This window comes from Streptomyces sp. PR69, from assembly GCF_026420845.1.
In the GTDB taxonomy this organism is placed as follows: Bacteria; Actinomycetota; Actinomycetes; order Streptomycetales; family Streptomycetaceae; genus Streptomyces.
This window is the reverse complement of the sequence record NZ_JAOWCB010000019.1, coordinates 16,774-43,122: the sequence shown is the minus strand read 5'-3', so window position 1 is coordinate 43,122 and position 26,349 is coordinate 16,774. Positions and strand designations below refer to the sequence as shown.

The window sequence follows — 26,349 nt, the reverse complement described above, 5'->3', positions numbered from 1 at the left end:
GTGGTCACATTGGCTCTTCATGACAACTCGCTGCGATCGGGGGTGAGTTATGGGTGACGGTGGCTGGATCGGGCACCCGTTAAGACCCCGGCGACGGCCGCCGGGTTCCATGCAAAAGGTGACCGCCGGATTCCGGCGGTCACCTCGGGGAGCGGTCTGTGGGAACTGTCCGCGGGGGACTACTTGACGGAGCCCGCCATCACCCCCTGTACGAAGTGGCGCTGGAAGGCGAAGAAGACGACGAGCGGCACGATCAGCGAGAGGAACGCGCCGGGCGCGAGCACCGAGATATTGCTCCCGAACTGGCGCATCTCCTGCTGCAGGGCGACGGTCAGCGGCTGGGATTCGCTGTCGGCGAACAGCAGCGCGACCAGCATGTCGTTCCAGACCCACAGGAACTGGAAGATGGCCAGGCTCGCCAGGGCGGGGCGGCCCAGCGGCAGGACCAGCCGGGAGAAGATCCGCCATTCGCCGCCGCCGTCCATGCGCGCCGCCTCAAGCATCTCCCGGGGGATCTCGGCGAAGAAGTTGCGCAGCAGGAAGATCGCGAAGGGCAGTCCATAGGCGACATGGAAGAGGACGACGCCCGGTACGGTGCCGAACAGCCCGACCGCGCCGAACAGTTTGGCCACCGGCAGCAGTCCGATCTGCACCGGCACCACCAGCAGGCCCACCACGACCAGGAAGACCGCGTCCCGTCCGGGGAACTCCAGCCAGGCGAAGGCGTATCCGGCGAGCGCCGCGAGGCCGACGACCAGCGCGGTGGCGGGCACCGAGATCAGCACGGTGTTCCAGAAGGCCAGGGTGATGCCCGAGTCGCCCAGCAGGGCCGTGTAGTTGTCGAGCGAGAGCTGCCCGGGATCGGCGAGCGCCGTCCACCAGCCGCTGGAGGCGTTGTCCCGGTCGGTGCGCATCGAGGACAGCAGCAGTCCGGCGAGCGGGGTGATCCAGATCAGCGCGACAACGGTGAGGACGGCCTGGACGGCCCCGCTGCCCAGCCAGGCACGCAGCCGCTTCGCCGTGCGCCGCGGCGGCGCGGGCGGCGAGGCGGGTACGGGACTGCGCGCCGGGGACTTCGCGCCGTCGGGGGCCGGGCCGCGCTCGATGACGTTGCCGGCGTTGCCGATGCTGCCGCTCACTTTCGGCTCCCTCTGAAGCGCCGGATGTTGAAGATCATGGCGGGGACGACCAGCAGGAGCAGCAGCACGCTCAGGGCGCTGCCGAGCCCCTGGTCATTGCCTCCGCCGAAGGACACCAGCCACATGCGGGTGGCGAGCACGCTCGCCTCCTCCTGCACGGGGCCGGGCGCGATGATGTAGACGAGGTCGAAGACCTTCATCACATTGATCACGAGGGTCACGAAGACCACCGTGAGCACGGGGGCCAGCAGCGGCACCGTGATCTTGCGGAAGATCTGCCACTCGTTCGCGCCGTCCATGCGCGCCGCCTCCAGCGCGTCGCGGGGCAGGGCCGACAGTCCTGCGCCGATGAGCACCATGGCGAATCCGGTCCAGATCCACAGATAGGCGCCGATGATCGCGGGGGTGACGAGGGCCGGTCCGAGCCAGGAGACGCCCTGGTAGGGGGGTGCGAAGTTCTTCCCGGGGAGCTGCACGGCATACGAGCCGGCCTGCAGGCCCGTGAAGGCGAAGGAGCCGTCGGCCGCGGTGAGGGCGGAGGCGATGACCTCGCCGTCGCGCACGGCTTCGACGGCCATGCCCGGCAGCCCCTTCTCGTCGGGGTCGACCGTGCCGGGCGTGCCGCCTCCGCCGGGGGTGAAGTCGAGGTAGACCACTCCCCTGACCTCGTCGTCCGCGGCGGTGGCGGCCGCGTCCCGCGCGGGCCCGGCGTCCGCGGGCACGGCGTCCGGGGTGAGGCCGACGAAGCCGAGGCTGACGGTCTCTCCGGTGCGCACGGCGTCATCGGTGCGGTACGAGCCGTCGCCCGCGGCGGTCAGTCCGTGGCCCTCACGGGCCCTGGCGTCGGGGTAGGGAGACTGCTCGGTGAAGACGTCGTGCACGCCGACGGCGACGGCGTTGAGGACGCCGCGGTCCGGCTGCTCCTCGTACGCGAGGCGGAAGACGATGCCCGCGGCGAGGAACGACACGGCCATCGGCAGGAACAGCACCAGCTTGAACGCGGTCGCCCAGCGCACCTTCTCGGTGAGCACCGCCAGCACCAGACCGACTCCGGTGAGCAGGACGGGGGCGACGACCACCCAGATGGTGCTGTTGCGGATCGCCGTCAGGGTGGCGGGGTCGCGGAACATCTCGGTGTAGTTGGCGAGGCCGACGAAGCGCTCGCCGCCGGCGTCGAAGAGACTGCGGCCGATGGAGAACAGCACCGGGTAGACGACGAGCGCGCCGAGCAGCAGCAGCGCGGGCAGGGTGAACACGGCCGCGACGGCGCGCTTTCTGCGCTGGGCCCGCCGCCGCGGGGAGACCGCGGCGGCGGGGGCGGATGAGGTGACAGCCATGGGGGAGGGCCTCAGCTGCCGTTTCCGTAGGCCTTGGCGGCCGCGTCTTCCAGCGCCTTCGCGGTGGCCTTCGCGTCGGACGGGTCGCGCAGGAAGTCCTGGAGGATCTTCCACTCGCCCGCTCCCTTGGTGCCGCCGAAGGCCGCGGGGGCCTGGTCCGACATGTCGAAGCGGACGGAGTCCCCGGCGCGGACGAGCGATTCGGCGGTGTCGCGGGTGGTGTCGTCGCCGTACGCGGCGAGGTCGACGTCCTTGTTGGGCGACAGGAAGCCGCCGGCCGCGGCCCAGACCTCGGCGGCCTCCGGGGTGGCGAGGAACTCCAGCAGCCGCATGGCGGCGTCCTGCTGCTTGCCGTCCTTCAGGACGACCGCCGCGTCGCCGCCGGAGACCACGGGAGCGTGACCGCCGTCGACCGACGGGAACGGGAAGAACGCGGCGTCCTCGCCGAGCTTCTTGCCGAACTGGTCCTTGGCTATGCCGCCGACGAAGTCGCCCTCGTACACCATCCCGGCGCGCGGCTTGGGCCCGAAGACCTGCTCGACGGAGCCGGGGAAGTCGGTGTTCAGGGCGGCGTCGGCGCCTCCGGCGACCAGTCGCTTGTCCTGGAACAGCTCGCCGAGGGTGGTAAGGGCCTTCACCACGCTGTCGTCGGTCCACGGCAGCGTGTGGGCCGCGAGCCGGTCGTACTTCTCCGGGCCCGCCTGGGAGAGATAGATGTTCTCGAACCAGTCGGTCAGCGTCCAGCCGTCCTGGCCCGCGACGGCGAAGGCGGGCAGTCCGGAGTCGGCGAGCGCACGGCCGGCCTTGAGCAGATCGGCGTAGGTGCCGGGCTCCTTCACCCCAGCCTGGTCGAAGGCGTCCGGGCTGTACCAGACGGTGGACTTGTGGGCGGCCTTGAAGTAGAGGCCGTAGTAGGTCCCGTCGACGGTGCCGTAGTTCTTCCAGACAGGGGCGAGGGAGGTCTCAGCGGCCTTGGCGGTCTTGTCCGACAGCGGGGTGAGCCACCCCTCCTCGGCGAACTGCTTCAGCACTCCGACCTGAGGGACCATCACCACGTCAGGGGCGTTGCCGCCTTCGATCTTGCTGCCGACGAAGGTGGAGAGACTGTCTCCGGTGGGGACGAAGACGGTCTTCGCGCCGGTCTTCTCGGTGAAGGCGTCCAGCACCTTGCGGAAGTTGTCCTGCTCGCTGCCGGTCCAGACGCCGGCCACGGTCACGGTCCGGCCGCTGAGTTCCTTGCCGTCGGCGGGTCCGGCGGAGCCGCCGCAGGCCGTTGCGCCGAGGGCGAGGGCGAGGGCGGCCGAGGCAGCGGCCGCGGTTCTGCGGGCGGTGGCGGAGGGTCGCATGGGTGTGTCCTTCCTGACGGGGTGTGGTGCGGGGGCTTTTAGGGGGTGGGGGGCTCGGCGGTCCACCAGGCGGCGGTGGCCGCGGGCAGTACGCCGTCGGGGCAGGGGCCGCTGGCCAGCAGCGGGGCCCCGGCGACGGGTGCGGGCGCGGGCTTGTCGCCGAAGTTGACCGCGCAGACGAGGCCGTCGCCGCGGGTGAAGGCGAGGACCTGCTCGGGCGCGTCGAGCCAGCGCAGCGCGCCCTCGCCGAGCTGGGGGAGGCTGCGGCGCAGCTGGAGTCCTTCGCGGTAGAGGTGCCAGAAGGAGCGGGTGTCGGCGAGCGCACGGTCGGTGGCGTGGTCCGCGAACCACTCGGGCTGCGGCAGCCAGGGCCGCGTCGCCTGTCCGTCGGCGCCGCCCGGGCTGAAGCCGAACGGGGAGGCGTGGCCCGACCAGGGCAGCGGCACCCGGCAGCCGTCGCGCACCCGGGCGCGGCTGCCGGTGCGGTGGAAGATCGGGTCGGTGAGGACGTCGTCGGGCAGGTCGAGCACCTCGGGGAGGCCGAGTTCCTCGCCCTGGTAGACGTAGGCGGCGCCGGGCAGCGCCAGCATCAGCAGGGCGGCGGCGCGGGCGCGGGCGGCGCCGAGGCCGCTGCCTTCCACTCCGGGTTCGCCCGCGTAGCGGGTGACGGTGCGGACCTGGTCGTGGTTGTTGAGGACCCAGGTGACGGTGGAGCCAGTGCCGGCGATGTCGCGGATGGCCTCGGCGATGACGGACCGGAACGCTTCGGCGTCCCAGGGGGCGCTGAGCAGGTCGAAGAAGAATGCCTGGTGCAGTTCGTCGGGGCGGACGTACTGCGCGTGCTCGCGGGCGGTGGGCACGGACACCTCGCCGACGAGGAGCCGCTCCCGGCCGTCGTGGCCGGTGTACTCCTCGCAGACGGCGCGCCAGCGCCGCCAGACGTCGTGGACCTCGGGCTGGTTCCAGGCGAGCGGGTTGACCGAGTCGCGGGCGCGTTCGTCGGCGGCGGGGTCGTCGGAGTCGGGCAGCCGCGGGTGCTTGAACAGTCCGGCGGCGACGTCGATGCGGAATCCGTCGACGCCCCGGTCCAGCCAGAAACGCAGGACGTCCTCGAAGTGGTCCCCCACCTCGGGGTTGCGCCAGTTGAGGTCGGGCTGCTGCGGGGTGAACAGATGCAGATACCACTGGCCGGGGCTGCCGTCCGGCTCGGTGACCCGGCTCCAGGCGGGGCCGCCGAACATGGCCCGCCAGTTGTTCGGGGGCTCACTGCCGTCCGGCCCGCGGCCGGCGGCGAAGTGGAAGCGGGCGCGCGCCGCGCTCCCGGGGGCGGCGGCGAGCGCCTCGCGGAACCACGGGTGCTCGCTGGAGCAGTGGTTGGGGACGATGTCGAGCAGCAGCTTCAGCCCGAGTCTGCGGGCGTCGGCCATCAGCCGGTCGAATTCGCCGAGGTCGCCGTAGACCGGGTCGACGTCGCAGTAGTCGGCGACGTCGTAGCCGTGGTCGTGCTGGGGGGACGGATAGAACGGGCTGAGCCAGATGCCGTCGACGCCGAGCTTCTTGAGATAGGGCAGTCCGGCGCGCACGCCGGCCAGGTCGCCGATGCCGTCCCCGGTGCTGTCGAGGAAGCTGCGGACATAGACCTGGTAGATCACCGCGTCACGCCACCAGGCGGGGGCGGGCGGGGAGGGGCGGCCGCCGACGGCGGCCGGGAGAGTGCTGAGCATCTCGCGTCAACCTGTTCTTGCTGGATGCGAGAGCGCCCCAGAGCGGGTGCGCTGTTATGCATGCATGTTAAGTAGGGATGTCGCGAAGGTGTCAACGATGATGCAGAAAGCTGCCCAGATTTGTCCGTATTTCTGATGGTGCGACACCTCTGACCTCTACCTAACACGTAAGTAGAGGCTGGCGGGAGGGGAGGAGGGAAAAGGAAGGGGTCAGCCGGTGCGGGAGATCTCCGCCAGCTCATGCGCGAGCCGTGTGGCGGCCTCGTCCGGGCTCTGACGCAGCGCCATCACATCCTGGACGACGGCCTGCACGGCCAGGCTCACCTGGTCGTACCGGGCGCTCTTGGGACGCGGCTGGGCGCTCAGCACGCTCTGCTTGAGCGTCGGCAGATACGGATACGCGCGCACCAGCGCGGGATCCTCGTACAGTCCGGCCCGTACGGGCGGCAGCGATCCCTCGGTGAGCACCTGGCGCTGCACCCGGTCGCTGGTGAGATACGCGATGAGGTCGGCCGCCGACTCGGGGTGCCGGGAATGGCTGCTCACCGCCAGATTGGAGCCGCCGAGCACGCTGGTGCCGGGCCCGGAGGGGCCGGGCAGCGGCACGGCGTCGAACTTCCCGGCGACGGGTGAGCCGGGCGCGCTCGCGAGCGAGTGCACATAGGGCCAGTTCCGCAGGAACAGCAGCCCGCCGTTCTGGAACGCCCGGCGTGACTCCTCCTCCTTGTAGGCGAGGGCGTCAGGAGAGATCCAGCCCTCGCGGACCCCCTCGGCGAGGAAGCCCAGTCCGGTGCGCGCGGCTTCGGAGTCCACCGTGACCCGGCTGCCGTCGTCCACCAGGATCGATCCCCCGGCGGAGTGCACGGCTTCGGTGGCGTTGACCGTGAGCCCTTCGTACGGCAGGAACTGGCCCGCGTAGCCGTCCACGCCGTACTCAGGCGCGAGCGTGCGGGCCAGCCGGGCCAGCTCCGCCCAGGTGCGCGGCGGCCGCTCACCCTCCCGCTGAAGAATGTCCTTGCGGTAATAGAGCAGCCCGGCGTTGGTGACATACGGGACGGCGTACAGCCGCCCGTCGAAGGTGGCGGTGTCCACGACGGGCGGCAGGAAGTCGTCCAGCGGGAACCGCTCCCGCTCAAGCGGGGCGATCCAGCCGGCCGCGGCGAACTCCGAGGTCCAGGCCACGTCGATGTTCAGCAGATCGAACCGGTCGCTGCCGGCCCGCAGCTCGCTGATCATCTGGGCGCGGGTCTCGTCGGCGGAGTCGGGAAGCTCGACGAGCGTGACCCGCTCGGCCGGGCGGGCGCGGTTCCAGTCGTCGAGCAGCCGCCCCAGATAGCCGGTGAGGTCGCCCGCCGTCGCCAGGGTCAGCGGCCCGCGGCCCGAGGCGTGCGCGGCGCCGGGCGGATGCGGGGACACGGCGCCCGCGCTGAAACCGGTGTACCCGGCAAGGATCACGGCGGCCGCGAGGAGTCCCCTACCCGCGGCACGCATCCACCGCATAGGTTCCTCCCAGCACACCGCTGCGGCCACACTGCCGCTCATCCGGCCTATGTATACCGGTTAGGCATGGGCGATACTAGACGTCCCGGCACATAAGCCAGGTGGCGCAGGCCACAGTCGGCGCCGTGTCAGTCAACATGCAGGCATTCACGTCAGCAGAGGGATCGCAAGGGAGGGGAGCGCGTGCGGCTGCCGCTCCTGGCACTCCTCACCCGTGGCCCCGCCCATGGCTACGAGCTCAAGCAGGACCTTGAGAAGCTTCTGGGCGCCGCGTACCCTCAGCCGAACGTCGGCCAGATCTATGTCACCCTCGGGCGGCTGGAGAAGTCCGGTCTGATCGCCGGCGAGGACGTCGAGCAGTCGGGCAGGCCCAACAAACGCACGTACCGGCTCACCGAGGCCGGCCGTGAGGCGGTGCTCGCCTGGTTCGACGAGACCAGCGACGAGCCGCGGGTGCGGGACGAGTTCTTTATGAAGATCGCCCTGGCGCCCGAGTCCGGGCTGGCCGACCCCATCGACGTGATCAACAGACAGCGGCGGCACTATCTGAGGACCATGCGGGACCTGTCGAAGCTGGCCGCGTCCGAGGACCGGGACAACAAGGTCTCCCAGCTGCTGATCGAGGGCGCGATGCTGCATCTGCAGGCCGACCTCGACTGGCTGGAGCGCTGTCAGGAGGAGCTGGAATGAGCGACGCGGCGGCCGCCGGCCCCGGCGGCGGGATACCGGCGGGCGAGACGCCCGCCGGGCGCGCCGGGGGTGCGCCGATCGTCCGCGCCGAAGGGCTGACCAAGACCCACGTCGGCGAGGGCGCGCCCGTGCACGCCGTGCGCGAGGTGGACCTGACGGTGCGGCCCGGCGAGTTCGTCGCCGTGACCGGCCCCTCCGGAGCGGGCAAGTCCACGCTGCTGCATCTGCTCGGAGGGCTGCAGCGGCCGGACGGCGGACGGCTGTGGCTGGACGGCCGCCGGGTGGACGGCTACCGCGAGGCCCGCTGGTCGGTGCTGCGCCGCCGCAGCATCGGGATCGTCTTCCAGTTCTTCAACCTGGTCTCCGATCTGACCGTCGCCGACAATGTGGAGCTGCCCGCGCTGCTGGCGGGCGCCTCGCCGCGCGAGGCCCGCGCGAGCCGCGCGGAGCTGCTGGCCGAGCTGGGCCTTGAAGGACGTGAGCGGGCCATGCCCGGCGAGCTGTCCGGCGGTGAGCAGCAGCGGGTGGCCCTGGCGCGGGCGCTGGTGAACCATCCGGCGCTGCTGCTGGCCGACGAGCCGGCCGGCAGTCTGGACAGCAAGGGCACCCGGGAGGTGCTGCGGCTGCTGTCCCGCTTCCACCAGCGCGGCCAGACGATCGTCATGGTCACGCATGACGCCCGGATGGCGGGCGCGGCCGACCGGGTCATCAGCTTCTTCGACGGGCGCATCACCGACGACGCCCGGCTCGACGGCCCGGAGCCGGGGCCGGAGCGGCGTGCGGCGCGCGGTCCCGCGGGCAGCGTCTCGCACGTGGTCGAGCTGAAGGACTGAACGGCGTGCGGGCCACTGTGCGCTGGGCGCGCGCCGATCTGAGAGCACACCGCGGGCAGGCCGTCTTCGCGGTGCTGGCCAGCGGGGGCATCATCGCCTCCCTGCTGCTGGCCGTGGCGCTCTTCAGCTATGCGGCCAACCCCTGGCAGCGGATCTTCACCCAGTCCAAGGGCGCGCATGTGTGGCTGCACACGCAGGCGGGGGCCGGGCAGAACGACGCCGCGGCCCTGTCCCGCATCGACGGCGTCACGGGAGTCGCGGGGCCGTACCGCACCGGGCGGGCCGTCCTTCAGGCGCATGGGACCCGCGCGCAGATCACCCTGCGCGCGGCGTCGGAGCAGCCGCCGCAGATCGCGCGGCCGCTGGTGACGGCGGGCCGCTGGCTCACCGCGCAGGACAAGCAGCCGGACGGGCGGTCGGAGGGGCAGCCGGAGGGGCGGTCGGCCGGGCAGCCGGAGATCGTGCTGGAGCGCTCGCTGGCCCGCGTGCTGTGGGCGGAACCCGGCGACACGATCACCATGACCGGCGCGGACGGCCCGACCCGCACGGTGCGGGTCGCCGGCGTCGCCGAGGCCGCGGAGCCCGGCTACCGGCCGGGCGGGCAGCCCGGCGCGGGCTGGGTGCTGCCGGCCACGCTGGACCTGGTCGCGCCCGGCAGCGCGGGCCGGAGTGTGGGCCTGCGGCTGGACGATCCGGCCGACACGGACTTCACCGTCCAGCGGGCCGTCACCCTGCTGGGCGCTGACCGGGTCTCCCAGGTCGTCAAATGGCAGCAGGTGCGGGCCGAGGCCGGAGGCGACGACCGGCTGCTGGGTCAGCTCTTCGCGGTCTTCGGGCTCGGCGCGCTGCTGGCCGCCGCGCTCGCCGCGTCCGGGGCGATCAGCGCACGCGTGCGCGGACAGCTCAGGGACATCGCGATCCTCAAGGCCGTCGGCTTCACCCCCGCCCAGGTCGTCCGCGGCTTCCTGGTCCAGCATCTCGCCTTCGCACTGCTCGGGGCGGCCCTGGGGACGGCGGCGATCGCACTGCTCGGCGCGCGCATACCCGGCCGGATCGGAGAGGCGGCCGGCCTCTGGCAGGACCTGCCGGGTTACGGGGCCCAGCTGCTGGGCATCCCGGCCGCGGCCGTGCTGCTGATCGCGGCGGCCACCTCGCTCGCCGCCTGGCGGGCCGGGCGGGTGCCGCCGGTGCCGGTGGTCCGCGCGGCGCGGCCCGCGGCCGCGCCGATGACGCCCCTCGCCCGGCGGGCGCTGGGGCTTCGGGTGCCGCCCGCGCTGGTACTGGGCTGGCGGGCCGCCTTCCAGCGGCGGCCGCGCACCCTGGCCGCCCTGGCCAGGACCGCGCTGCCGCTGCTGATGATCACCGCGGCGCTGGTCGCCTCGGCCACCCTGGATGTCTTCCGCAGCAGCCCGGCCCAGGTGGGGGTGGCGGCCGCGCTGACCGTACGGGCGGAGAGCGGCGCCGTCGCCGGGGAGCGGCTCCAGAAGGTGCTGACCGCTCCCCCGGGCGTCCTCGCGGCCCACCCCGGGGTGGAGGCGGCGGCCCTGGTGCCCGGCCAGACGGGCACGATCACCGTGCGCGGCCTCGGCACCGCGGCGGAGCCGTACCCCTTCAGCATCGCCGAGGGGCGGGCCCCCGAAGGACCGGACGAGGCGGTCGCCGGGCAGGGGCTGCTGGATCTGCTGAATGTGCGGATCGGCGACTGGGTGCGGATGACGGTGCAGGGGCGGCCGCAGATCCTGCACATCGTCGGGCGCAGCATCGAGCCGGAGGCGGGGGGCCGGGTCGTCTCCACGACCCTGGACACCCTGCGGGAGCGCGATGCGGCCATCCGGCCGGACTTCCACCATCTGGTGCTGCGCCCGGAAGCCGACGCCTCGGCGGTGCGCGCCGCCCTGGCCGGGGCGGCGGACGGCACGCTCGACATCCGTGAGACCGCCAACCCGGCGGACCGGCTGGAACCAGCGCAGGGCGTGATCGCGGCGCTGGTCGGCGTGCTCGCCCTGATCTGCTTCACGGAGCTGCTGACCCTGGCCGGGACCGGGGTGCGCGACCGCGGCCGGGATCTGCTCGCGCTGAAGGCGATCGGACTGACGCCCCGCCAGATCAGCGCGACGATCGTGGCGGCCGCCGGGTTCACGGCGCTGGCGGCGGCCGTGCTGGGCGCAGGGCTCGGGCTGCTGTCGGGCCACTGGCTGGTCGAGGCCCAGGGCAGGGCGAGCGGCATCGGCGCGGGGATCGCGCAACTGCCGTCCGCCGGAGTGCTGCTGGCCGTGGTCGCCTGCGCGATCGCGGGCGCGGTCGCCGCGGCCGCGGTGCCGGCCGCCCGCACGGCGCACCGGCGGCTGGCGGACTCTCTGAGCGAAACGCTCTGACGCGCGCCGCACGCCGCCGCGAACCGCGGTCCCCCCTGTGTGAATCCAGGTGTCCGGCTCGGCGGGCGTGCCGATCAGCTGAGCCCGCGCACGGGCGTCTCCTCGGGGCATCCGCACGCCGGAACCACCGGACGGGGGCGGCGGCCTCAAGGCCGTCGACGAGGACGGCCGCCCCGCGGAACGTGGCGTGCGCTGTATGCCGGCGCCCTGGCCCGGCCGCGGTCACGAGGTGTGGTGGCCCGGTGAACGGCCTCTCGGCGTTTCCCGGCGTCGCCGGGCACCGCCGTCGCACGGACCTGGCACGCGCACGCCGGTCTCGTCCTCCTTCGAGGGCCTGCGGGCCCGCTGCCGGCAGGCGCCGGGCCCGGACATGGGTGCTCAAGCCGGCCGGCGGCGACGCGGCGGAACCGCTCGCCAAGGGCGGCCTCACGGGCCTGCGCAGCCGCTCATGCGCCCTGCAGGAGTACCGCCCGCAGACCGGGGAGGAACGCGTCGTCCTCGCCGCCGGCCGTCCCACGGCCCGGCAGGCGCACCCGCTGGCGGCGGACGAGCACCGCGGCAACACACCGCGGACGTGCTCGACGCACTGCTGGAGCGGGCGCCGCGGGACTCCGTCGCGCGGCCGTCACCGGGTCGCCGCGGCGGCGTCGACCGGGGCCACACCGTCCTCCGCAGCGAGACGGGAGGCCAGGGACCGTGCCCGGTCGCCCCGCTCGGAGCGCAGCTCCGCATACGAGTCCATAAGCAGAGTGTGGAAGCCCAAGCCCGCGGACCGCGCCAGCGGCTCGCATCGGCTGTGGGTGACGAGGGTGACCTCGTGCCCCGCGCGGGCGACGCCGTGCCCGAGACCTGTGTAAGGGGCCCCGTCGCCCCGCGGCCCTGCCGTCATGACCGCTACGCGCATGTCGGCCAGTATGGACGGGACGCCGCGGCGGGACAGATGCATTCAGGCCACGGCGGCGCGCCCGCGGAAGGGCTGGCCGGGGACCGCCTTGACACCAGGAGCGCGCCCGCCGAGCGCGCCGGGCCGGCGGCCGTGTGCCGGTTGCGACGAGGCGGAGCAGTTTCGACGAGCCGGAGCGTCGGAGGTCGAATACGATCGGCTCACCGGCCTCACGGCCTCGGCAAGGCCGCCTCGGGACAGGTCTTCCCGGGACGGGTCTCCTCGGTAAGGGCTGTACGGTGAGCGATCCGCTGACGGGCATTCCATTCGGGGGAGACCTCACGCTGCCGTCCCCTGCCGGATCGCCGTCCGTCGCGGTCCTCGTCGATCTGGTCCGCACCGGCTCCGCAGGCGGCCAGGTCAAATGCTGGGAGCGGTTCGCCGAAGCCGCAGCGGGGCTGCACGCCGCGGAGCTCGGCGTCGATCTGACGCTGTACGTGCTCGGCGACAGGCCCCGCATGGAGCCCCTCTCCCCCGCGGTCCGCTTCGTCACCCTGCCTCCGCTGATCAGCACGGCCCCGCTGGTGCGGAACCGGGGCGTGGACGTCTGCGACGTCGCACCGCACCATCCGGCGCTCGGGCGGCTGCTCCCCTTCCACGACGTATGGCATCTGACCCATGTCTTCTCCTTCGCCGCCACCGCGGTGCGTCTCAGCCGCGCGCAGCGGCGCTCGGCGCTGCCGAACCGCGCGGGGCTCGTCGGCTCGGTCCACACCGATGTGCCCGCCCTCACCGCCCTGTTCGTCCAGGAGCTGACCGGCCGGCGCACGGGCCGGGGGGCGCATGCGGCGGCCGAGGCGGGCGCGGCCCTGGTGCGGCGCAGGCGTGACCGGATTCTGCGGGCCTGCGACCGGGTGATGGTCTCCACACACGCGGAACGCGCCGAGATCGCCGCCGTGGTGGGCGCGCAGCGGGTGTCGCTGCTGGGCCGCGGCGTCGACCACACCCGGTTCCGTCCCGACCCGTCGGCGCGGGCCGAGCTGACCCGGCTCCTCGGCATCCCCCCGGACCCGGTGCGGGTGCTGTTCGCCGGGCGCGTCGACTCCTCCAAACGCGTGATGCTGGCGGCGGAGGCCGTACGGCTGCTGCGGCAGCGGGGGCGGTCGGCGCATCTGGTCGTCGCCGGAGCCGGTCAGGACTCGGCGCGGGTGGCGGGGCTGCTCAGCGGCGGCGCGACGCTGCTCGGCACGCTGGACCAGGACCGGCTGGCGCGGGTGTACGCGGGGTGCGACCTCTTCGTCTTCCCCTCGCTGACCGAGACAATCGGCAATGTCGTCGGCGAGGCGATGGCCTGCGGGCTTCCCGTGGTGCTGCCCGCCGGGGCCCGTACCACCCAGTGGCTGGCGGCCCCCGGCCGGGACGGGCTGACCGTGTCGGACGACAGCCCGGCGGGCTGGGCGGACGTGCTGACGGCGCTGGCGGACGATCCCGGGGAGCGGGCCGCGATGGGGCGGCGCGCGGCCGCGTCGGCCGCGGCCCGCCACCGGACCTGGGCCGAGGTGCTGACCGAGGATCTGCTGCCCGTCTGGCGCGCGGTCGCACCGCTCCCGGCGCCCGCGGACGGCTGACGGCGTGTGGGCCGCCGTCGTCGCCTCGCTGGCGGCCGCCGCGTGCTTCGCCCTGGCCGGGGTGCTCCAGCAGCGGGCCGCCGCGCGCCGTCCGGACGCGGAGTCCCTCTCCCCCGCCCTGCTGCGGCAGCTCGTACGGCAGCGGATGTGGCTGGGCGGCATCGGGCTGGCGGTGCTGGCCTACGGCTTCCAGGCGCTCGCTCTCGCGCGCGCCCCGCTGAGCCTGGTGCAGCCGCTCATCGTCTGCGAGCTGGTCTTCGCCATCCCCCTGGCAGCGCGGCTGGCCCGCACCCGTCTCGGCCCGCGTGAATGGGCCGGCACCGCGGCGGTGACCTGCGGGCTCGCGGCCGCCCTGCTGGCCGCCCGGCCGCAGGAGGGCAGCACCGCGGCGAGTCCGGGCGGCTGGCTGCTGACCCTGGGCGCCGTGGGAGGGCTCACCGCGGCGGCCCTGGCTGCCGGCCGGGCCGTCACCGGGCCGCCGAAGGCCTCCCTGATCGCACTGGCGGCGGGGGTGGTGATGGGCAGTCAGTCCGTTCTCCTGGCCGCGACGGTCCACCGCTTCGACGAGGGCGCGGCGGCGGTCTTCACCTCCTGGCAGACCTATCTGCTGGTGGCCGCGAGCCTGGGCGGGCTCCTGCTGATCCAGAGCGCCTTCCAGGCCGGCCCGCTGGCCGCCTCCATGCCCGTCATCGACGCGGCGGAGCCGGCCGTGGCCATCACCGCGGGCATCTGGCTCTTCGGCGAAAGCCTGCGGGGAGGGTGGCTGGCGGGCGGGGTCGCCGGGTGCGGGGCGGTGGTGACGCTGGTGGGGATCGTGGTCCTGGACACGTCTCCCGTGCTCAGGGCGGTCTACGGGCGTCAGACGGCCGGCCGGCGGGGGGCGCCGTACGGCACGCGGTGACTCGGGGGCGCGCCTGCGGCGGGCCGTCTCCCCAGTGCCGCCCCTTCCCGAAACCGGGGCTCCGCCCCGGACCCCGCGCCTCAATCGCCGGCGAGGCTCAAAGTGCGGTCGGACGCCCGGGACGGCCCCGTGTCTCAGTTCGCCGCGTCGGGCCGCCTCGTATGCGTCGCCGCCCTCGCGTGAATGTACAGATCCTGCCGAGCCGGCGCGGACACCCGCCGCTGCGGGAGGGGGAGTTCGAATTCCACCGGCCGGCGGTGGTCCGCCAGCTGCCGGTCCTCGTTGTACACACGGCCGAACTTCCACAGCATGCGGGCGAAGTTCGTCTGGCCGTGCAGCAGATTGCGCCCCAGCACCCGCATCGCCCCGACCGCCGTCTTCAGCCCCAGGTGCTTGCGGTTGATGACGGCCTGGGTGCGCACCAGCTCACGGTAGAAGACGTCGAGCGGGAGCTTGGTGGGGACGACCGCGTGCTGGATGTCGAACAGCCGGTAGTCGCGGGTGGTCAGATGGCGGGCTTCCGTGTGCCAGATCTCGGTGCCGGGATAGGGGGTCATGACCGTCAGATGCACGATCTCCGGCACGGTCATCGCGAACTCCCGCACGGTGCGGAAGCGTTCCTCGTCCCAGGCGGGGTCGACGATCAGATTGATGGCGACCATGATGCCGAGGCGGCGAGCGGTCTCCAGGGCGCGGAAGTTGTCGTCCGGACTCACCCGTTTGCGGTAGAGGTCGAGCCCTTCGGCGTCGATGGCCTCCATGCCGAGGAACATGTAGCGCAGTCCGAGGCGCGTCCAGCGGCGGAAGACCTCCTCGTTGCGCAGGAGCACATCGCTGCGGGTCTCCAGGTAGTAGCGCTTGCGGATCTTCCGGCGTTCCAGGGCGGCGGCGATGCCGTCGCCGTGCTCGGGGCGGATGAAGGCCACGTCGTCGACGATGAAGACGTTGGGTTCGCGGATCGAGGCCATCTCGTCGGCGGCGGCCTCGGACGAGGCCTTGCGGTAGCTGCGGCCGTAGAACGTCCACGCGGAGCAGAAGGAGCAGTCCCAGGGGCAGCCGCGGGTGAACTCGATCGAGGCGCAGGGGTCGAGCTCCCCGATGAAGTAGCGGTTGCGCCTGCGCATCAGATCGCGGGCGGGGCGCGGGCGGTCCAGGCTGTCCAGCAGCTTGGGCGCGGGTCCCCGGCCGTCCGGTGAGACGACGCCGGGCACGGTGTGCGCCGCGCCGTCGCGCGCCGCGGCCAGCAGCGGCGCGACGGCGGGCTCGCCTTCGCCGCGTACGATCGCGTCCACCGAGCCGTCCGCCTGTCGCAGCACATGCTCGGCGATGAACGACACGCTGTGCCCGCCGAAGAAGACGAAGCACCCCGGGGCGGCGGCCTTGGCGTGGCGGGCGATGTCGATCGCCTCCGGAATGTTCGCCAGATAGTTCAGGGAGACGCCGAGCGCCTCGGGCCGGAAGGAGGCGATCTCCCGGTCCAGCAGATCGCGGGAGAGGACCTGCAGATCCACCACTCTGACCTCGTGTCCCGCGTCGCGGGCTGCTGCGGCCACCCGTTCCAGGCCCAGGGGCTCAAGGCGCAGGAAAATCTCCGAGTACATCAGAGCACTCGGGTGAACCAGCATCACACGCATCATCAGTCTCCAGCCGACAGCTCACTAATTGGGCGGCTTCCTCGACGGGCTTCCCGGCGCGTCCCGGCAGTCCTGGGCGGCACGTCAGCCGAATCTCCCCGCAAGCCGCCGGAAGAGGCCGGGGGCCGCGCCGTACAGGCGGGCGGGAAGCCGGAGCCACCGGGGGATGAAGATCTCCTGGCGGCGGCGTCCGCGGGCGACGGCCCGCCACACCTCGTCCGCCACCCGCGCCGGGCTGACCGCGCGGACCTTGGTGGGGCGGAGGGTTCCCCTCCGGGCGAAGAACGGGGTGTCCACGATGCCCGGCACGACCAGGCAGACATGGACGCCCGTGCCCCGAAGCTCGTAGCGCAGGCTGTCGGCGAAGACGCCCAGCGCCGACTTGGCGGCGGAGTACACGGCCTCGTCCCGGACGCCGACGGCGCCCGCGATGGAGCCGATGAGCACCAGCTGTCCGCCGCCCCGCTCCACCATCCCGGGCAGCACGGCGCGGACCAGATGGACCAGGGCCGCGAAGTCCACGGACAGCACCTCGTCGATGGCCTCGTGCGGCATGGACACAAAGGGGCCGGACCAGCCGACGCCCGCTGAGGCGATCAGCACGTCGACGTGGCCGTCGTCCTGGAGGACGGCGCGGGACAGCCTCCGCACCGCTGCGGGGTCGGCAAGGTCGGCGGACACGGCCGAGCCGCCGGTACGCGCCGCCAGCCGCCCCAGACGCTCCCTGTCCCGGCCGTGGAGCAGCAGCCGCCAGCCCCGCTCGTCGGCGGCGAAGCGGGCGGCGACCGCCGCGCCGATGCCCGAGGACGCCCCGGTGATCAGTGCGACGGGGCGGTCGGCGAGGCCCTGGGCCGGGCGGCTGCGCTCTGCTTCGTACGGCTCACCGGCCGTGTCGCCGGCGCCGGCGGCGGAGCCCGGGCGGCCGCGCGGTTCTCCCGCGTGGTGCGGCGGGGGTTCGGGGCCGGGGCCGGGGCCGGGGCCGGTGGCCAGGTATGCGCTCGCCACACCGTTCTCCTTGGCTCGGTTGCCGGTCGCTCTGCCGGTGCTGTCCGTCGTGGGGGCGTCGGTGGTTCTCGGCTCTCTCAGGCTGGTCAGGCTTCTCATGCCTTTCGGACGCTGGGCCTTAAGGGGTTCCGGGGTGTCTTGAGGGGCTGGGGACGGCTGCCGCGCGGCTCGTCGCTCTTGCAACAGCAGACCCGACGCGGCCGCATATCCGCCGGGGACACGCCGAGGGACGGATGGCGGTGGTGCGAGTGGCTGAACCCGCCGCGGCCCCCGGCGCGCCTCCGGGACGGCGCGCGGAGCATGACGCGGGCGCTGGCTGTGAGTGGTTCGCCCCGTACGGGGCACCCGGCGTCGTATGAACCAGCGCACGGCACCCGTCGTCGACAGCACGGTCTCCTTTCTGACCCACGGCTACGCCTGGCTGCCCGATCTGCGGAGGCATCTGGGCGCGAACACGGTGCAGACCCGGCTGGCGGGGCGGACGGCAACGGCCCTGCACGGCCCGGACGCCGTCGGGTTCTTCTACGACGAGCGGCATGTCGTCCGCCGGTCGGCGCTTCCGTCCCCCGTGGTCGACACGCTGTTCGGCCGCGGCGCGGTGCATATGCTCGACGGGCCGGAGCACCGCACCCGCAAGGCGCTGTTCCTGGCCCTGCTCACCGGCGAGAGTCCGGTGGCCGCGCTGGTGGAGCGCGTCGGAACGGAGTGGGACGCGGCGGCCGCCGCCTGGGCGCAGCAGCCCGCCGTCGAGCTGTTCCGGGCGGCGAGCATGGTGCTCACCCGCGCCGTGTGCGGCTGGGCGGGCGTGCCGCTGCCCGCGGAGGAGACGGTGCAGACGGCGGACGACATGGTGGCCATGGTCGACGGGTTCGCGACCGCGGGGCCGCGGCACTGGCATGCGCGGCGGGCCCGCATCCGGCAGGAGAAGCGGTTCGAGGAGCTCATACGGGCCGAGCGGGAGGCGGCGGACCTGGCCACGGGGCGGGACGGCGCGGGGCCGCGGGGCTCGGCGCTGCGGGCCGTGGCGCTGCACCGCGACGCGTACGGCGAGCTGCTGGACGAGCACACCGCGGCGGTGGAGGCGCTCAACATCGTGCGGCCCGCCACGGCCGTCGCCTGGTACGCCGTCTTCGCCGCGCACGCGCTGCACCGCTGGCCGCAGCACCGGGCGCCGCTGCGGGCGCGGGACGCGGCGTATGCGGAGGCCTTCGCCCACGAGGTGCGCCGCTTCTATCCCTTCGTGCCGTTCATCGCGGGTCTCGCCGCCCGTGAGCTGCGCTGGGAGGGCGTGACGATCCCCGAGCACTCGCTGGTGCTGCTCGATGTGTACGGGCAGCACCACGACCCCGCGCTGTGGCCGCATCCCTATGCCTTCGATCCGGCGCGGTTCCTCGGGCGTCCGCCGGGGCGCGACGCGCTGATCCCGCAGGGCGGCGGCGATCCGCACGGCCATCGCTGTCCCGGTGAGGATATGACCGTCGCGCTGCTGCGGTCGGTGTCGGCGCGGCTCTCCCGGATGGAGTACGACGTGCCGCGGCAGGATCTCGCGATCCCTCTGCGGCATGTGCCGACCCGGCCGCGCAGCGGCTTCGTCATCTCCCTGCCGCCTGCGGACGCCGGGCGGCCCGCGGCGCGGAACCGCAGGCCAGAGGGGTGATTCCGGTGCGCGGCGGACGCCGGGGCCGTTTGCCCGCGGCCGTGCGCGGGCACCCGCCATCCGACAGGGGGCGCAGGCTGCATCGGCTGCCCCAGGGGCTGGAGCCCGGCACGGATCCCGCCACTGGCACAACGGAAGGCGGGTTGACGTGATGTCCGACGAGACGACGCGCGGCGACGAGGTGTACCAGCCGACGGGCTCGGATGTGCAGAACCGGCCGGACGACGACCTCGACATGGAGAACGTGCTCGGCGAGAAGGACCTCGACGCGCTGCTGGACGAGGGCTACTCGCCGCCGGAGCGGCCGCTCGCGGTGGAGGCGTACGGGACGACCGGCACGGAGCAGCTGCGCGGCGAGACGCTCGATCAGCGGCTGGCGCGGGAGCAGCCGGACGGGCCCGGCGCCGGGACGGAGGAGGACGGCGACGGCATCGGCGATCTGCCGGGCGGCGAGGGCGAGCCGCTGGACGACGAGGCGGGCGGGGTGCGGGCGGGGCGGCTGACCTCGCCGGACGACCCGACGCCGCGTCGGCCGAGCGACATGGTGGCGCGTGATGTGGGGGTGGACGGCGGGGCGGCCTCCGCGGAGGAGGCGGCGATGCACGTCGTGGAGGGTCTGGCCGCCGGAGCCGAGGACTGAGGCGACCCACCCCGCGGCCGGCCCGGCAGGTCAGTGGGCGATGGAGTCGATCAGCTCCCGGGCGCCCTGGCGGAGCAGGGCGACGGCCACGGAGATGCCCAGCGTTGCGGGGTCGAGCGGGCCGGCCCATTCGTGTGCGTTGAGGACGCGCTTGCCGTCGGGGGTGAACACACAGGCGCGCAGCGACAGGTCGCCATTGCGCTCCGCGCGGGCGTATCCGGCGATCGGGCTGTTGCAGTGGCCCTGGAGGACGTGCAGGAGCATCCGCTCGGCGGTGGCCTCGCGGTGGGCGTCGGGGTCGCCGAGGCCGCTGACCGCGTCGATCAGCTCGGTGTCCCCCTCGCGGCACTGGAGCGCCAGAATGCCCGCGCCGATGGGCGGGCACATCACATCGGCCGGCAGGATCTCGCTGATCACGTCCATGCGGTCGATGCGTGCCAGCCCGGAGACGGCGAGCAGCAGGGCGTCGGCGTCGCCCGCGTGGAGCTTGTCCAGCCGGCGGTTGGCGTTGCCGCGCATGGGGACGCACTCCAGGTGCGGGTGGGAGGCGGCGAGCTGGGCGACGCGGCGTACGGAGGAGGTGCCGATGCGGGCGCCGGCGGGCAGTTCGTCCAGTGTGAGGCCGCCGGGGTGGACGAGTGCGTCGCGGATGTCGTCCCGCTTGAGGAACGCGGCGAAGACGGTGCCGGCGGGCAGCGGCCGGTCGGCGGGCACGTCTTTGACGCAGTGGACGGCGAGATCGGCCTCGCCGGCGAGCAGCGCGGCGTCGACCTCCTTGGTGAACGCCCCCTTGCCCTCCACCTGGGAGAGGTCGCCCATCCACTTGTCGCCGGTGGTCTTGACGGGGACGACCTCGGTGGCGACGCCGGGGTGACGGGCGGCCAGTTCGGCGCGTACGCGCTCCACCTGGGCGAGTGCCATGGGCGAGTCGCGGGAGACGATGCGGATGAGCTCAGGGGTGGACATGGCTTACACGATAGGGCGTCAGACCGCCGTGCCCGGACGCCGGTTGCGGAGGCGGCCCGGGGCGCGAGCAGCGGCCGAGGAGGGCTGTAGCCGCCGGGACGACCGGCGGTAACAGGCCGACCTGACACGGTGTCGCCCCGGTGGTTCCGCTGTTCGACGCCGTGCACGAGGATCGCGCTGCCGGCCGGCGGACTGTGCCGCGGTCCGTCCCGGCAGGGATGTCATCGACCTCAAGGGGGATGCAGCATCATGTGGACACGTCGCAGGGCACAGAGAGCCGCGCGGGTCGGGGCGGGGCCGCGGCGGCGACGGCGGGCCGTGGCGTTCGCGGTGGCACTCGCCGCCGCCGGCGGGACGCTCGCGGCGGCCCCGCGGCCCGCCGCGGCCGCGTTGCCGCCGCAGACGATCGCCGACCCGGTGATCTACTGGAACGATGTGCTCCTGGAGCTGTTCCGGCGGGAGGGCGGCTCTCCGGTGCGGGCGGCCAGAAGCGCCGCGATGATGAACGCCGCGATCTATGACGCGGAGAGCTCGTACCGCCTCACCTGGCGCCGTGGGATCACCTCCGAGGCCTATATCCACGCGGAGAAGTACGCAGGGTGGTTCGAGGGCCCCGACGAGGAGGAGCGGGTGATCGGGCGGACCGCGTACAACGTCCTGCTGAAGCTCTACGGCGAGCGGCACACGGCCTTCCTGGACCAGAGGTTCCGTGACCGCTTCGGCGCGGAGCCCACGGAGTTCGATCTGCTGGACGCCACCGTCGTCAACAAGATGGTGACGCAGATGATGGACGCGCGGAACGGCGACGGCTCCGACAACCCCGGCGTGTACACCGGCGACGGCCGGCCCGGCGCCTGGCGGCCGACCAGCTATCCCGACATGCCCGATGCGTCCTGCCGGCAGGACGCCGACGCCGTGGAGCCGAACTGGGGCCTGGTGAAGCCCTTCGCCCTCGCCTCCGGCTCCCAGTTCCGCCCGGCGACCCCGGGGCTGTACGGCGCCTACGACAAGCTGCTGGCCAGCCCCGAGTACCGGGACCAGGTGGAGGAGGCCAGGCGGCTCGGCGCGGACGCCCCCACAAAGAAGACGCCGCGGGTGGACCGTACGGCGGAGCAGGAGGCGGCGGCCTGGTTCTGGGCGAATGACCTGGACGGCACCTACAAGCCCCCGGGGCAGCTGCTGCAGGCCACCCGTCATGTCTCCGAGGCGCGCCGGCTCGGCGTCTATGCGAACGCACGGCTGTTCGCTCTGGTGTCGCTGGCACTGGCGGACGCGGGGATCGCTGTGCGCGACGTCAAATTCCGTACGCCGATCGATCTGTGGCGGCCGGTGTCGGCGATCCGCGAGGGCGGCATCGACGAGGAGTGGAAGCCGCTGCTGAAGAACCGTGACGGGGTGAACGTCAATCCGTGCTTCCCGGCATGGGCTTCCGGCCACGCCACGTTCGCCGCGGCATGGGCCGGGGTGATGAAGCGCTATTTCGGCAGCGACGCCATCGCATTCGAGATGACCACCGACGACGACCAGTCGCCGGTGAAGTCGCGCCGTTTCGAGAGCTTCAGCGAGGCGGCCGCCGAGAACGCCGAAAGCCGGGTGTGGCTGGGCGTGCACTACCCGTGGGACGCCGCCGACGGGCTTGCGCTCGGCGAGAAGGTCGCGGGCCATGTCTTCTCGACGAAGCTGCGGCCGATCGGTTAGCGGCGCCCTCACCGGTCATGGCGTCGCTCAGCCGCGGGCGCCGAAGACCTGGGTCCACCAGGGTCCGCCCTGGGCCTCGTGGACGCCGACGCCGATCTCCTTGAAGGAGCAGTTGAGGATGTTGGCCCGGTGGCCGGGGCTGTTCATCCAGCTCTCCATCACCTTGGCCGCGCTCTGCTGGCCGCGGGCGATGTTCTCGCCGTAGGTGCTCCACCGGTAGCCCGCGGCGGTGATGCGCTCCCCCGGTCCCGTGCCCTCGGGGCTGGAGTGGTCGAAGTAGTCCCGGGCCGCCATGTCCTCGGAGTGGTTGAGCGCGGCCTCGTGCAGCTGGGCGTTGCCGCTGACGGGGCCGCAGCCCTCCTTGGCGCGTTCGGCGTTCACCAGGTCGGTGACCTCCGCGACGAAGCCCTGAGGTGCGGCCGGCGGGGCGGGCCGGGAGGCGGCGGGCGGGCGTGGCGCGGCAGTGCGCGGGGGCGTCGGGGCGGGCTGCTCGGACTTCTTCGGTGCGGCGGAGCTCTTGGAGGGGGCCGTCGACGCGGAGGGGGTCGGCGGGGAGCTGGACGGGCTCGGGGAGAGGGACGGTGACACAGACGGGGAGACAGGGGCCGTCGACGCGGTGTGCGGGAGGACCAGCCCGGCGTCGGCGTCTGCGGTCGGCGACGCGGTCGCCCGGTCCTTGTCCTCGTCATCGGGGAGCAGCAGGAACGCACCGCCGCCGCCCCCGGCGATCAGTACGGCGGCCAGCGCGACGGCCGTACGGCGGCGGGCGCGCCGTCCCTGGCGCGCTTCCTGGCGGGTGCGGGCGCGTCCGCCGTGGCGGCCTCCCCGCCGGGCCGCCACGGCGGGGGCGGCGTGGGCCGCCGTGGCGGCCGGGTCCGCCGGGTCCGCCGGGTCCGCCGAAGACACAGCGCGTTCGGCGTCGTACGCCGGGGCTGTGCTCGCTGCCGCGGGCTCGGCGTATGCGACGGGGTCGGCAGAGGGCTGGGCGCCGACGCCCCAGCGCAGCGCGAGCGCCGCGGAGAGCGGGGTCAGCGCCAGGCCCGCCAGCAGCCGTTCCGCGGGTATCAGCCCGGATGAGTGCCCGGAGCAGACGGTGCACTGCCGGGCGTGCCGGGCGATCCGCTTGCGCCAGAGCGCGGATGGTATGCCGTCCCACTGCTCGGTCAGCGGTTCCAGCAGCACGCAGCGCGGCTCGGCGGCCAGCGCCCGCACCACGACGCGGCCGACCTCCAGCTGGGCCTTCATCCGCTGGACCCGTACGGCGGTGTGCTGGGGCGTGAGCTCCAGGGCGGCGGCCACCTCCGCCCGGGTGACCTCGCCGGCGGCCTCAAGCCACCACAGCGACAGCAGGGCGCGGTCCTCGGAGTCGAGCCAGCGCGTCGCCTCGGCGACCTCCCGGCGCTGGCCGGACAGACCGAGCCGGGCGATGGTGACGTCGACGAAGTCCGCGCGGGGGTCGGGAAGGTCATGGATCTCGTCCAGGGCGGCAACCGCTCCCGCGCCGCGCTGCCGCCAGTGGCCGCGCATCTGGTTCATCGCGATCGCGACCAGCCAGGACCGGAAGCGGCCGGGGTCGCGCAGTCCTCCCAGACTGTCAAGTGCGCGCAGCATGGTCTCCTGCGTCACATCGTCTGCGTCCGCATGCCCGTGCAGCGCGCGGCCGACGATGTTGTAGACCAGGGGCAGGGACTCTGCGGCGAGCCGGTCGCGGGCGCTCTGGTCCCCCGACTGCGCCGCCATGATCACTGCGGCGTCGACGTCACTGCTCACGATCTCTCCACTCTCCGTCTCGGCTCGGACTGTACGTCCCACACCTTGGGAGACGCACTGCCCGGATGCCGATAACAGAAATCCTGGAGAGTCTTCTTCCGTTTCGAGAGCCGGGCTCAGGCCACGACGGCGGCCATGGACGAGCCGGCCTGTACGCGGTCGTCGACGACCCAGCGGCCGACGGCGATCTCCGCGGTGATGCCGGGCCCGAATCCGGCGATCAGGCCCCGGGCCCCGTCCTCGGGTCCGCCCTCGGCGAACAGCCGGGCGAGCGCGTCGAAGATGACGGAGCTGGCGATGTTGCCGCGGCCGGTGAGCGTGGCCCTGCTGTAGCGGAACATCTCCTCGGGCACTCCGAGGAAGTGGCAGAGGTCGTCGAGGATGCGCGGGCCGCCGGCGTGGATGATGAAGAAGCCCACCGAGTCCACGGTCCAGGAGTGCTGGGTGAGCAGATCGTGCAGTGCCGGGGCGAGCATCTCCATGGTGCCCGGGACCCGTTTGTCGAGCAGGAAGTGGAATCCGGTCTCCCGTACCGCGTAGGAGATCCAGTCCTCGGTGTCGGGCACGAGATGCGAGCCGTTGCGCTCCACGCTGACCCCCGTGCCGCCCTCGCCGCGCATGACGGCCGCCGAGATCGCGTCCCCGAAGAGGCCGTTGGAGAGCAGCGAGCCCACGCCCAGATCGGTCGGCTGATAGCAGAGCGAGCAGAACTCGCAGGACACGATGAGCACCGTGGCGTCGGGGTACGCGGTGCAGAAGTCATGCGCCCTGCTGATCGCCGCTCCGCCTGCGGCGCAGCCGAGCTGGGCGATGGGCAGCTGCCGGGTGTCGGGTCTGAAGCCCATGGTGTTGATCATCCAGGCGGTCAGCGACGGCATCATAAAACCGGTGCAGGAGACATAGACGATCAGGTCGACGTCCTCCGGCGTCACACCGGCGTAGGCCAGCGCCTCCTTCACGACCGCCGGGACTCTGGCCTTGGCCTCGGCTTCGTAGAGCAGATTGCGCGTCTCGAAGCCGGGGTGCTGCAGGGTCTGTTCGATGGGCTGGACGATGTGCCGGGTGCGGACTCCGGTGTTCTCGATAAGGCGCAGTACGAGATCACGCTGCGGGTGATCCGCATGGGTCTCACGGGCCAGCTGGAGCGTCTGCTCCATGGTGATCACATGTTCGGGCACCGCGACGGCCGGTCGGCACAGGGTCGCCATCACTTCTCCTTAATTCGGGGGTAAGGCGCTTCGGCGCGCGGCGGTCGTCACCAGGCCACGGGCAGCGAGAGCGGACAGCGCCAGATGGATGTCGTGTTCCACGGCACGTCCTCGGGGGCGACGGCGAGGCGCAGGCCGGGGAAGCGTGCGAGGAGGGCGGTGAAGGCGACTTCGAGCTCCATGAACGCCAGCGGGGCGCCCAGGCAGTGGTGCGAGCCCCAGCCGAAGGTCATATGCGGGATGGAGGTCCGGTCGATGTCGAGTTCGTCCGGGCTGTCGAACTTGCGCGGGTCGCGGTTCGCGGACAGATACGAGACATGGACGACGTCCCCGGCGCGGATGGTGACTCCGCTGAGCTCCACGTCCTCAAGCGCCACCCGGGGGATGCCCACGCCCTTGCGGAAGGGGATGAAGCGCAGCAGCTCCTCGAGCGCGCGGGGCAGGGCGTCGGGCTCCGCACGCAGCCGGGCGAGCAGCTCGGGGCGGGTGAGCAGGGTGTACATGATGTTGCCCAGCTCGTAGGTCGTGGTGTCCTGACCGGTGATCAGGAGCACCATGGCCATCACGGTCAGCTCGTCTTCGTCGAGGAGTTCGTCGCCGTCCCTGGCGGTGGCGAGGGTGCTGATCAGATCGTTGCCGGGGTCCTTGCGGCGCCGGGCGGTGAGGTCGGCGAAGTAGGCGCGCAGCTCGGCCTTGGCGGCGATCGCCGCCTCCTTGTTCGCCGCGCCCGTGTTCATCATGGTCAGGGCGTGGCCGCGCAGCCAGGCGCGCTCCTCCCCGGGGATGTCGAGGACCTCGCAGATGGTGATCAGCGGCAGCGGGGCGGACACCCGGGCGACGAAGTCGGCGGGCGATCCGCCTTCCGCCATCTCGGTGAGCAGCTCGTCGACGACATGCCGGGTGCGCACCCGCATCCGCTCCACATGGCGCGGGGTGAAGCTCTTGGCCACCAGGCTGCGCAGCCGGCTGCTCTCCGGCGGATCCATGAGGTTGATCGACTCGGACTGGACGATGGGCTCGGGGGTCATCCGGGGGAAGTCCCGGCCGACCACGGCCCGGCGGCTGAAGCGCCGGTCGGTGGTGACGGTGCGGACGTCTTCGTAACGTGTCACCAGCCATGCCTCGCCGTCGCCGTACGACAGGCGGACTCGGGCGACGGGCTCCTCGGTGAGCAGCTCGCGGAACTGCGGGTCGAATTCAAGCGCCTGTGCGAAGTCAAAGGGGCATGTGCGAACCGTCTGCTGACTGGTCTCCATGCGGCTTTCGCTCCTGTCGTCGGACGTCGGCGGGCACCCCGGCCGGCGTGCGCTGGCATATGCGTCCGGACTGGGACCGGACGAGCCCTCTTTCCCCGTTCGGGAGAGGAGAGATGCCGCGGACACTCCCAATTCACCGATAAGAGACTCAGCTTCACA

At 72.9% G+C, this 26,349-nt stretch carries 20 protein-coding genes; 8 read left to right on the top strand and 12 right to left on the bottom strand.

The window, feature by feature from the left end; genetic code table 11:
- Positions 1 to 179 precede the first annotated feature (179 nt).
- The 5 genes from OF819_RS19050 to OF819_RS19030 all read right to left on the bottom strand — a co-directional run bounded on the left by OF819_RS19050 (position 180) and on the right by OF819_RS19030 (position 7,046).
- The gene (locus OF819_RS19050) at positions 180 to 1,010 is read right to left on the bottom strand and encodes a carbohydrate ABC transporter permease (protein WP_267244839.1); all 831 of its coding nucleotides are present in this window, start codon (positions 1,008 to 1,010) and stop codon (positions 180 to 182) included.
- Positions 1,011 to 1,135: 125 nt separating this feature from the next.
- Entirely contained in the window at positions 1,136 to 2,476 is a 1,341-nt protein-coding gene (locus tag OF819_RS19045; protein ID WP_267244779.1) for an ABC transporter permease subunit, read from the bottom strand.
- 11 nt (positions 2,477 to 2,487) lie between these two features.
- A complete protein-coding gene (locus OF819_RS19040; RefSeq protein ID WP_267244778.1) occupies positions 2,488 to 3,822 on the bottom strand; it encodes an ABC transporter substrate-binding protein in 1,335 nt (444 codons plus the stop codon).
- A gap of 38 nt (positions 3,823 to 3,860) precedes the next feature.
- Entirely contained in the window at positions 3,861 to 5,546 is a 1,686-nt protein-coding gene (locus OF819_RS19035; RefSeq protein ID WP_267244777.1) for a glycoside hydrolase family 13 protein, read from the bottom strand.
- 210 nt (positions 5,547 to 5,756) lie between these two features.
- On the bottom strand, positions 5,757 to 7,046 hold the full coding sequence (locus tag OF819_RS19030; RefSeq protein ID WP_267244838.1) for an ABC transporter substrate-binding protein: 1,290 nt from the start codon (positions 7,044 to 7,046) through the stop codon (positions 5,757 to 5,759).
- A gap of 183 nt (positions 7,047 to 7,229) precedes the next feature.
- Between OF819_RS19030 and OF819_RS19025 the strand changes: the two genes are divergently transcribed.
- From OF819_RS19025 to OF819_RS19015, 3 genes are read left to right on the top strand one after another with little or no spacing between them, the layout of a single operon-like run.
- Complete coding sequence (locus OF819_RS19025; RefSeq protein WP_267244776.1) at positions 7,230 to 7,736, top strand: PadR family transcriptional regulator; 507 nt, start codon at positions 7,230 to 7,232, stop codon at positions 7,734 to 7,736.
- A complete protein-coding gene (locus OF819_RS19020) occupies positions 7,733 to 8,569 on the top strand; it encodes an ABC transporter ATP-binding protein (RefSeq protein ID WP_267244775.1) in 837 nt (278 codons plus the stop codon). The genes OF819_RS19025 and OF819_RS19020 overlap by 4 nt, the downstream gene beginning before the upstream one ends.
- Positions 8,570 to 8,574: 5 nt before the next feature.
- Complete coding sequence (locus OF819_RS19015) at positions 8,575 to 10,944, top strand: ABC transporter permease (RefSeq protein WP_267244774.1); 2,370 nt, start codon at positions 8,575 to 8,577, stop codon at positions 10,942 to 10,944.
- Between the two features lie 625 nt (positions 10,945 to 11,569).
- Here OF819_RS19015 and OF819_RS19010 read toward each other — a convergent pair.
- Entirely contained in the window at positions 11,570 to 11,848 is a 279-nt protein-coding gene (locus OF819_RS19010; RefSeq protein ID WP_323748939.1) for a glycosyltransferase, read from the bottom strand.
- A gap of 278 nt (positions 11,849 to 12,126) precedes the next feature.
- Between OF819_RS19010 and OF819_RS19005 the strand changes: the two genes are divergently transcribed.
- Entirely contained in the window at positions 12,127 to 13,455 is a 1,329-nt protein-coding gene (locus tag OF819_RS19005) for a glycosyltransferase (RefSeq protein ID WP_267244773.1), read from the top strand.
- Positions 13,456 to 13,459: 4 nt separating this feature from the next.
- Positions 13,460 to 14,356 (top strand): DMT family transporter, encoded by an 897-nt coding sequence (locus OF819_RS19000; protein ID WP_267244772.1) that lies wholly within the window; start codon positions 13,460 to 13,462, stop codon positions 14,354 to 14,356.
- A 134-nt stretch (positions 14,357 to 14,490) separates the two neighbouring features.
- Here the strand turns inward: OF819_RS19000 and hpnR are convergent, their stop codons facing one another.
- Together hpnR and OF819_RS18990 are read right to left on the bottom strand one after the other, a co-directional pair.
- Complete coding sequence (gene hpnR / locus OF819_RS18995) at positions 14,491 to 15,990, bottom strand: hopanoid C-3 methylase HpnR (protein WP_267244771.1); 1,500 nt, start codon at positions 15,988 to 15,990, stop codon at positions 14,491 to 14,493.
- A gap of 84 nt (positions 15,991 to 16,074) precedes the next feature.
- On the bottom strand, positions 16,075 to 16,995 hold the full coding sequence (locus tag OF819_RS18990) for an SDR family NAD(P)-dependent oxidoreductase (protein WP_267244770.1): 921 nt from the start codon (positions 16,993 to 16,995) through the stop codon (positions 16,075 to 16,077).
- A 355-nt stretch (positions 16,996 to 17,350) separates the two neighbouring features.
- Between OF819_RS18990 and OF819_RS18985 the strand changes: the two genes are divergently transcribed.
- Together OF819_RS18985 and OF819_RS18980 are read left to right on the top strand one after the other, a co-directional pair.
- Positions 17,351 to 18,652, top strand: coding sequence for a cytochrome P450 (locus tag OF819_RS18985; protein WP_267244769.1), 1,302 nt, complete (start codon positions 17,351 to 17,353; stop codon positions 18,650 to 18,652).
- 151 nt (positions 18,653 to 18,803) lie between these two features.
- Positions 18,804 to 19,292 (top strand): DUF5709 domain-containing protein, encoded by a 489-nt coding sequence (locus OF819_RS18980; RefSeq protein WP_267244768.1) that lies wholly within the window; start codon positions 18,804 to 18,806, stop codon positions 19,290 to 19,292.
- Between the two features lie 30 nt (positions 19,293 to 19,322).
- Here OF819_RS18980 and hemC read toward each other — a convergent pair whose 3' ends face one another.
- Positions 19,323 to 20,258, bottom strand: coding sequence for a hydroxymethylbilane synthase (gene hemC / locus OF819_RS18975; RefSeq protein ID WP_267244767.1), 936 nt, complete (start codon positions 20,256 to 20,258; stop codon positions 19,323 to 19,325).
- 318 nt (positions 20,259 to 20,576) lie between these two features.
- On the opposite strand from hemC, the gene OF819_RS18970 reads away from it, so the two are divergent.
- Positions 20,577 to 21,956: a vanadium-dependent haloperoxidase gene (locus OF819_RS18970; protein ID WP_267244766.1), complete on the top strand. Its 1,380-nt coding sequence runs from the start codon at positions 20,577 to 20,579 to the stop codon at positions 21,954 to 21,956.
- Between the two features lie 27 nt (positions 21,957 to 21,983).
- On the opposite strand, the gene OF819_RS18965 is transcribed toward OF819_RS18970, so the two are convergent.
- The 3 genes from OF819_RS18965 to OF819_RS18955 all read right to left on the bottom strand — a co-directional run bounded on the left by OF819_RS18965 (position 21,984) and on the right by OF819_RS18955 (position 26,190).
- Positions 21,984 to 23,726 (bottom strand): sigma-70 family RNA polymerase sigma factor, encoded by a 1,743-nt coding sequence (locus tag OF819_RS18965; protein WP_416370571.1) that lies wholly within the window; start codon positions 23,724 to 23,726, stop codon positions 21,984 to 21,986.
- 116 nt (positions 23,727 to 23,842) lie between these two features.
- Complete coding sequence (locus OF819_RS18960; RefSeq protein WP_267244765.1) at positions 23,843 to 24,934, bottom strand: type III polyketide synthase; 1,092 nt, start codon at positions 24,932 to 24,934, stop codon at positions 23,843 to 23,845.
- Positions 24,935 to 24,981: 47 nt separating this feature from the next.
- A complete protein-coding gene (locus tag OF819_RS18955) occupies positions 24,982 to 26,190 on the bottom strand; it encodes a cytochrome P450 (protein ID WP_267244764.1) in 1,209 nt (402 codons plus the stop codon).
- Between the last annotated feature and the right edge of the window lie 159 nt (positions 26,191 to 26,349).